Below are 6,893 nucleotides of genomic sequence, written 5' to 3'. Positions count from 1 at the left end.
CGCGCCGCGCCTTGGCCCGGTCCGGCGGGGTCACCGTCAGCGGGCCCGGCCCCGGCACGAACTCGGCGCGTGTCACCGCGCCGGGCACCGGCAGCGTGACCAGCCCGCGGCAGCGGCGGCCGCGGTCGCGGAAGACGCCCTGCAGGATCTCGCCGTGGTGCCCGGGCGCGTGCCCCACAGCGGTCACGCCGCCGCCCGGTACCGGTACAGCGCCGTGGGCGACGCGCTGAACTGCGAGAACGGGAACGGCTCCGCGGACAGCGCGCTGACCCCGTCGCCGAGGAACGCGCGGGCCACCGCGCTGCCGGTCTGCGCGTAGACGACCAGCGGCACGGACCGCTCCCGGCACCGGCGGACGATCTCGTCGAACGTCCCGTTGCCCAGGGTCATGCCGGTCGCCACGACCGCGTCCGCCACGCCGAGCACCTCCCCCATTTCCGGCGTCACCGGATCACCCCACTGGGTGCGGCGCAGGTTGAGGTCGCACGGCAGGCAGGTCCCGCCGCGCTCGCGGATCGCCGCGACGAGCGGGTTCACCACGCCGATGAGGGCGACCCGCGCGCCGGGGGCGATGTCCAGCAGCCCGGCGATCGCCGCGTCCCTGGCGTGTGCCCGGACCTCGGGGGTGCCGGCGGGCAGGACGACCGGCTCCGCCGCGGTCTGCGCCTCGTGCGGCGCGGCCGCCGACAGGTAGGCGTCCAGCGCGGCGATCCGCAGCGGGACGGAGTCCTGGCGCAGCAACTCCGCCAGCGGCGCCCCGGAGTACTCGGCGCACACCTCCGGTGTCAGCTGCCCGGTCTCGAAGGCGCACGCGCCGAACGCGGCGCCCAGCCGCACCAGGACGTAGGAGTTGCGGTAGGTCACGTCCCCGCCGGCCAGCCGGGTGCCGTGGTGCAGCCAGAAGACGCTGGTGGCGGTCAGCTCCGCCGGGTCCGGGCCGTGCTTCCCGGCGAGGACTCCGGCGGTCAGCGCGGCGACGGTGGTCACGCCGCCTCCAGCCGGAACAGGTAGGTGAGCACGCCGTCCCCCCAGTCGTGGCGGTGCGCGACCTCGGTGGCGAAGCCGTGCCCGGCGGCGTCCCGCACGATCGTGCGCAGGTCCGCGGTGTTGGACACGATGAGGAACACCTCGCCGCCGGGCGCGAGCAGGTGCCGTCCGGCCAGCTGCGCGAAGAACCGCTCCAGCAGCGGGGCGCCCACGCACACGTTGCGCACGACGTCCGGGTCGTCGCTCACCGTCTGGCTCACCGCGGGCGGGTTGAAGGTGATCACGTCCAGCCGCACGCCGTCCGGGAACCCGTCGAAGAGGTCGGCGACCACCGGCACGAACCGGGTGCCCGGCCGGGTGCCCACGATGCGTTCGTAGTGCCGCCGCGTGGTTTCGACGCTGTCCGGGTGCACGTCGATCGCGTGGATCTCGCGTGCCCCGCGCACGCCGGCGGCGACGGCTTCGACGCCGAGCCCGCTGCCCATCGCGGCGTAGACGCGGCCGCGGACCTCGATGGTGCCGTCCAGCACTCGTTCGTGGATCATCCGGCTGGTCGCGCCGGGCAGGAACACGCCCGGCGGCGCGGTGAACTCCCACCCGCGCCAGGTGTAGGGGCGGGTGGTGCGCAGGTCGCCCTTCGGCTGGTTGAGCGCGATGATCCGCTCGGCCGGCAGGGGCGGCGGGAGCCGGTCGATCAGTGCGGTGTCCACAGTGTCCATTTCGCTGTCCGTTCCGGTCTTTCGTCAGCGTCCGAGCGATCGCAGGTAGCCGGCCAGTTTCTCGGCGGCGTCGAGGTTGCGCGGGCCGCTCACGGCCTCGCCGTAGTCCAGCACGTGGAAGCGGTTCTCCCGCACAGCGGGGCTGTCCGCGAGCGGTGGGAAGGACTTCAGGAAGGCGATCTTGTCGGCGACCGGCCGGTCGCCGTAGTCGACGACGGCGATCACCTCGGGCTGGGCCCGCACGACCGGTTCCCAGCCGATCGTGGTCCAGCGGGCGTCCAGGTTCCCGGCGATGTTGCGGCCGCCCGCCAGCGACACGATGGTGTCCGGCGCGGCCTGATTGCCGGAGGTGAACGGCTGATCGGTGCCGGAGTCGTAGATGAACACCCGCGCGGGCTCCCCCGCCGGCGCGTTCGCCCGCAGCGCCGCGGCGCGGGCCTGCAGGTCCGCGACGAGCGCTTCGGCCCGGTCGGGGACGTGGAAGATCTGCCCGATCTGGCGCAGGTCGGTGTAGAGCGCCTCCAGCGGCGGCACCTTGACCGGCCGGTCGCCGTAGTTGAAGCAGCTCTCGGTGTGCTGGTAGCTGCGGATGCCGACACCGTCCAGTTTGGCCGGTGTGATGCCGCGGGCCTCGCTGAAGCCGGAGTTCCAGCCCGCCAGGACCCAGTCGGCCTGCGCGCCGACCACGGTTTCGAAGCTGAGCACGTCGGTGCTCAGCGTCTCCACCGCGCGGTAGTCGTCGACGTACGGCGAGCGCGCCACCGCGGGTTCGGCGGTGCGCGGCATGACGATGCCGCGCATCCGGCCGGCCAGCCCGAGCGCGAACATCTTCTCGGTGCTGCTCATGTCGTAGGCGACCGCGCGCTGCGGCAGCGGGTAGGTGATCGCGTGCCCGCAGTTCTCGACGGTCACCGGCGCCGGGCCGGTGTCACCGCCGGGCCGCACCTCGGCGCCGCACGCGGTGAGACCCAGCGCGACCGTCACGAGCACGGCTGTCCAACGCCCTCTCACGGGCTTCCTCCTCGATCGGTGAACGTCCAGAGCAGTTGCGGGGCCCCGGTGACCGGGTGGGTCACCAGGACCGGGGTCACGCCGAAGACCCGGCGCACGAGGTCCGGGGTGAGCACCTCGCCGGGCGGGCCCGCGGCCGCGAGCCGCCCGTCGTGCAGCACCGCCACGCGGTCGCAGGTGGCCGCGGCGAGGTTGAGGTCGTGCAGGGCGACCAGCACGGTCAGACCGCAGGAACGCAGGAACGACAGCAGTTCGACCTGGTGCCGCACGTCGAGGTGGTTGGTCGGCTCGTCGAGGACCAGGATGCGCGGTTCCTGCGCGAGGGCGCGGGCGATGAGCACGCGCTGGCGTTCGCCGCCGGACAGCGACAGGATGCCGCGCCCGGCCAGGTGCGCGACGCCGGTCCGCTCCAGGCAGCGGTGGACGAGGTCGCGTTCGCGCTCGCTCAGCGCCCGGTTGCCGGGGTGGTGCGGGAACCGGCCCATCGCGACCACGTCGGCGACGGTGAAGTCCAGGTCGGTGCCCGCCTCCTGGGTGACCGCGGCGACCAGCCGGGCGCTGTCCCGGTTGGACAGTCCACTCAGGTCTGTGCCACCCACGAGGACGGCGCCGGCGCTGGGGGTCAGCGCCCGGTAGACGCACCGCAGCGCGGTGGACTTGCCGCTGCCGTTCGGGCCGACCAGCCCGACCACCTCGCCGTCGCCCGCCTTGACGCTGAGCGCGTCGACCAGTCTGCGTCCAGCGGCCTCGACGGTGACCGCATCGAGGGCGAGGTCCATCAGCGGCCCCCGAACAGGTAGCCGCGGCCACGCAGCAGGCCGACGAACACGGGCACCCCGATGAGCGCGGTGATCACCCCGAGCGGCAGCTCACGCGGCGCGAACAGGGTGCGGGAGGCGAGGTCGACCCAGATCAGGAAGATCGCCCCGGCCAGTGGCGCGAGCACGAGCACCCGCCGGTGCCCCGGTCCGGCCACCATCCGCACCAGGTGCGGCAGGACCAGACCGACGAAGCCGACCGCGCCGCTGACGGCGACCAGCGCGCCGGTCACGACCGCGGTGAGCAGGAACAGCTCCCGCCGCAGGGCATCGGCGTCGAGACCGAGGCTCGCGGCGGACTCGTCGCCCAGCGCCAGCACGTCCAGCGCCCGGCTGCGCCGCAGCAGCACCACCACGGCCAGCGCGACCGCGGCCACCGCGACCGGCAGCGCGCCCCAGGTGGCCCCGCCGAGGCTGCCGAGCAGCCAGAACAGCACCGAGCGGGCGGCCTCGCCAAACGGCGCGAAGAACACGATCACGCTCATCACCGCCTGGAACCCGTAGGCGAGCGCGACACCGGTGAGCACGAGCCGCAGCGGGGTGAGCCCGGCGCGGCCACGGGCGGCGACGTACACCAGCACCGACGCGGCGAGCGCGCCGAGGAACGCCGCCGCCGACAACGCGTACACGCCGAGCGCCCCGAACAACCCGAAGGACACCACCGCGCTGGCGCCGACCGACGCGCCGGAGGAGACGCCCAGCACGAACGGGTCCGCGAGCGCGTTGCGGACCATCGCCTGCACCGCCACCCCGATCACGGACAGCCCCGCGCCGACGACGGCGGCCAGCAGCACGCGCGGCGTGCGGACCTGCCACACGATCGAGTAGCCGGTCACCTCGTCCGCGCCGATTTCGCCGCCGGTCAACGCCGCCGCGAGGTACCGCAGGGTGTCCGGGAGCGGCACCACGGTCGGTCCGAACGCGACTCCGGCCACGACGGACACCACGAGCACGACGACCAGCACGGGCACCGCGAGCGCACCCGTCACGGCACGGGCCGGCGGCGAACCGGTCACGGCGACCGTCACGAGTACCCCCTTGTCGTTACCACCGGCGGAGGACGGAGGCCCGAGCAGCTGACTCTCCGTGAACCGGACCCGATATTACAAACGATAATCATTTTCGTCTAGAGTCCGATGCCGGACATCCAGCGCGACCGAGGAGGAACTCCCCCGCCGTGACCACTCCCGTCCTGCATGACCCCGCGTTCCTGCGCCTGTGGTGCGGCACCACGGCCTCCGGGCTGGCGACCTGGGCGCTGCCGTTCGTCCTGGGCCTGGCCGTCCTGGACTCCTCGCTCACCCCGGCCGGACTGGGCGTGCTCCTCGCCGCGCGCACGATCGGGTTCCTCGCGGCCGTGCCGGTCGGCGGTGTGCTGGCGGACCGGTTCCCGCGACGGCGGGTGGTCGCCGTCGCCGGAGCCGCGGCGGCCGTGGCGAGCCCGGTCATCGGGGCCGGGCTGCACGGATCCCTCGCCGTGGCCGTCGTGGCGGCCGCGGTCGCCGGGGCCGGGCAGGGCGCGTGCCGCCCGGCGTTCCAGGCGCTGACCGCCGAAGTGGTCGCCGAGGCGGGACGGCAGCGCGCCAACGCCGCGATCACGCTGTCCGTGCGCGTGACCACCCTGGTCGCGCCGAGCCTGACCGCGCTGCTGGCGACCGTGCTGCCCGTGCCGGCCCTGCTGTGGGGCACCGGGCTGCTGTGGCTGGCCGCCGCGCTCGTCCCGCCCGCCGGGCGCCCGCTCACGGCGGCCCCCACCGCCCGCGCCTCGTTCGTCACCGAGTTCGCCGACGGGATCCGCGAAGCCCGCCGTCACCCGTGGTTCGTCGCCGGGCTGTTCGCGCTCACCGCGGTGATCGCCACCGGCTACTCGGCGACCGGGGTCGCGCTGCCACTGGTCAGCCGCGACCGGTACGGCTCGGAAGCCGTGCTCGCCGCCGCCACGACCGCCTACACGCTCGGCGCGCTGGGCGGCGCGCTGCTGCTCGCGCGGTGGACGCCCCGGGCGGCGGGCCGCACGGCGCTGGCCGGACTGGCCGCCTACGCCGTCGCCCCGCTGAGCCTGCTGCTGCCGGTGCACCCGGCGGTGGTCGTCGCGGCCTACGCGGTCGCCGGTGTGGGCATCGAACTGTTCAACGTCCCGTGGTTCACCGCGATCCAGCGCGAGGTCGAGCCCGGCAAGCTCGCCCGGGTGTCCGCTTTGGACTTCCTGCTGTCCTACGGTCTGGCGCCGGTCGGTCTCGCGCTCATCGCGCCTGCGATGGCGGAATTCGGCGCCGGGCCGGTGCTCGGCGCATGCGCGCTGGTCTGCCTGCTCGCGCCCGCCGCGGCCGCGCTGGCGCCCGGGACGCGACATTTCGCCCAGCCGCGTGACCGTCTCTGAACTGGTGCTCGTCGTGCGGGGATGATTACCCTACGAGAAGAAGCCAGGCCAGACAGGGCTGACGGGGAGGAGAGTCATGAGCCACCCGGCGCGCAACTCCACCGGTGCCGTGAGCACGGCCGTTCGCCGCGGGGCCCGGGTCCCCGCGCAACGGGCCGCGCCCGGAGCCCTGCGGCTGCAGGTGTTCTGGCCCCTGCCGGGGATCGCCGTGCTGAAGGTCGCCGGCGACATCGACGTGGCCACCGCGGCTCCGCTCAACCGCGCGCTGGAGGAACTGACCGCGCACCGGCCACGCGTCGTGGTGGTCGACCTCGGCGGGGTGGACTTCCTCGGCTCCGCCGGTCTGGCCGCGCTCGCCCAGGCGGGTGAACACGCCGAGATCCGGGTGGTCGCCCCGACGCGGCAGACCGCCCGGCCGCTGGCGATCACCGGTCTGGACCAGCGGCTGCCGGTCTACACCACCCGCGACGAGGCGCTCACCGGCTGCTGAACCGCGTGCGGGCCCGCAGCTCGCGCTCGGCCCACAGCACCCCGCGCGGCCCGGTGCCCCACCGGGTGCTGATCGCGTCGAGCACCCCGGTGCCGATGCCCGGCTCCGGCGCCCCGCCCACCCCGTCGACCTCCACCCGCAGCACGTCCCCGGTGCGGCTCAGCCGGACCTCGAACGGCGGGAGCCCGGTGGCGCACGCCGACGCGGCCAGCTCGTCGACGAGGAGCACCACGTCGATCACGACCGTCGACGGGCAGTCGGCGAGCATCGCGCGCACCCGCCTGCGCAGCGGCGCCAGCCCTTCCGGGCCGCCGAGCCGCACGGCCGTGGCCGGCGTGCGCTCGTCCAGTGAGTCGGTCAAGGACCCGGACACCTCCGCTGTCTCGTCAACGGCCGCCGTCGCTACCCACGCGCGGATTCATCAAACCTTGGACCGAATGAAATCACGCGGCCGGGCCGCGCGCACCACACGGACGGGCGCACTCGGC

The 6,893-nt window shown here is 74.5% G+C and carries 8 protein-coding genes and 1 pseudogene; 2 read left to right on the top strand and 7 right to left on the bottom strand.

Features of this window, described 5'->3' with window-relative positions:
• From ABZ193_RS36095 to ABZ193_RS36070, 6 genes and pseudogenes are all read right to left on the bottom strand, one after another.
• A pseudogene (locus ABZ193_RS36095) lies at positions 1–187 on the bottom strand (GHMP kinase); the annotation flags it as partial.
• On the bottom strand, positions 184–987 hold the full coding sequence (locus ABZ193_RS36090) for a DUF364 domain-containing protein (protein ID WP_354713028.1): 804 nt from the start codon (positions 985–987) through the stop codon (positions 184–186). The pseudogene ABZ193_RS36095 and the gene ABZ193_RS36090, both read right to left, overlap by 4 nt.
• A complete protein-coding gene (locus ABZ193_RS36085) occupies positions 984–1,706 on the bottom strand; it encodes a methyltransferase (protein WP_237335692.1) in 723 nt (240 codons plus the stop codon). The genes ABZ193_RS36090 and ABZ193_RS36085 overlap by 4 nt, the downstream gene beginning before the upstream one ends.
• 24 nt (positions 1,707–1,730) lie before the next feature.
• Positions 1,731–2,696: an ABC transporter substrate-binding protein gene (locus tag ABZ193_RS36080; protein WP_020420664.1), complete on the bottom strand. Its 966-nt coding sequence runs from the start codon at positions 2,694–2,696 to the stop codon at positions 1,731–1,733.
• Positions 2,697–2,713: 17 nt separating this feature from the next.
• Positions 2,714–3,496: an ABC transporter ATP-binding protein gene (locus tag ABZ193_RS36075; protein WP_237335691.1), complete on the bottom strand. Its 783-nt coding sequence runs from the start codon at positions 3,494–3,496 to the stop codon at positions 2,714–2,716.
• A complete protein-coding gene (locus ABZ193_RS36070) occupies positions 3,496–4,563 on the bottom strand; it encodes an iron ABC transporter permease (protein ID WP_354713025.1) in 1,068 nt (355 codons plus the stop codon). Before ABZ193_RS36070 ends, ABZ193_RS36075 begins: the two co-directional genes overlap by 1 nt.
• A 149-nt stretch (positions 4,564–4,712) precedes the next feature.
• On the opposite strand from ABZ193_RS36070, the gene ABZ193_RS36065 reads away from it, so the two are divergent.
• Together ABZ193_RS36065 and ABZ193_RS36060 are read left to right on the top strand one after the other, a co-directional pair.
• Complete coding sequence (locus tag ABZ193_RS36065) at positions 4,713–5,915, top strand: MFS transporter (RefSeq protein ID WP_354713023.1); 1,203 nt, start codon at positions 4,713–4,715, stop codon at positions 5,913–5,915.
• 76 nt (positions 5,916–5,991) lie between these two features.
• Complete coding sequence (locus tag ABZ193_RS36060; RefSeq protein ID WP_020420668.1) at positions 5,992–6,405, top strand: anti-sigma factor antagonist; 414 nt, start codon at positions 5,992–5,994, stop codon at positions 6,403–6,405.
• On the opposite strand, the gene ABZ193_RS36055 is transcribed toward ABZ193_RS36060, so the two are convergent.
• Positions 6,392–6,766: a hypothetical protein gene (locus ABZ193_RS36055; protein WP_354713022.1), complete on the bottom strand. Its 375-nt coding sequence runs from the start codon at positions 6,764–6,766 to the stop codon at positions 6,392–6,394. The genes ABZ193_RS36060 and ABZ193_RS36055 overlap by 14 nt on opposite strands.
• Positions 6,767–6,893: the final 127 nt, after the last annotated feature.

Origin of the sequence: Amycolatopsis sp. NPDC006125 (assembly GCF_040614195.1) — a bacterium.
Lineage (GTDB): Bacteria > Actinomycetota > Actinomycetes > Mycobacteriales > Pseudonocardiaceae > Amycolatopsis_E > Amycolatopsis_E tucumanensis.
This window is presented reverse-complemented; position numbering and strand designations above follow the sequence as displayed.